Genomic DNA, 434 nt, shown 5'->3' on the forward strand with positions numbered 1-434 from the left:
TGGACGCTCAAGCCCGGGGTGAAGTGGCACGACGGCAAGCCGCTCACCGCCGACGACCTCGTGTTCACCTGGGCGTATGCCCGCGATCCCGCCACCGCGGCGGTGACGGCCGGGTCCTACAAGGATTGCAAGGTCGAGAAGATCGACGACCTCAGCGTCCGGGTGCTGTTCGACAAGCCGACGCCCTACTGGTGCGACGCCTTCGTGGGCGTCGTCGGGATGGTGCTGCCGCAGCACCTGTTCGGCCCCTATAGCGGCGCGAAGTCCCGCGACGCACCCCAGAACCTCGCCCCCGTGGGCACCGGCCCGTACCGGTTCGTGGAGTTCCGGCCCGGCGACATCGTCCGCGGCGAGCGCAATCCGGATTACCACCTGCCGAACCGGCCGTATTTCGACACGATCGAGATGAAGGGCGGCGGCGACGCGGTCTCGGC

General features: G+C 68.9%; 1 protein-coding gene. It reads left to right on the top strand.

The window, feature by feature from the left end; translation table 11 throughout:
• Positions 1–434, top strand: a 434-nt coding sequence (locus MKK84_RS36035; protein WP_243926974.1) for an ABC transporter substrate-binding protein, incomplete at both ends; no start/stop codon positions are given.

It is taken from the genome of Methylobacterium sp. E-065 (genome assembly GCF_022829605.1).
Lineage (GTDB): Bacteria > Pseudomonadota > Alphaproteobacteria > Rhizobiales > Beijerinckiaceae > Methylobacterium.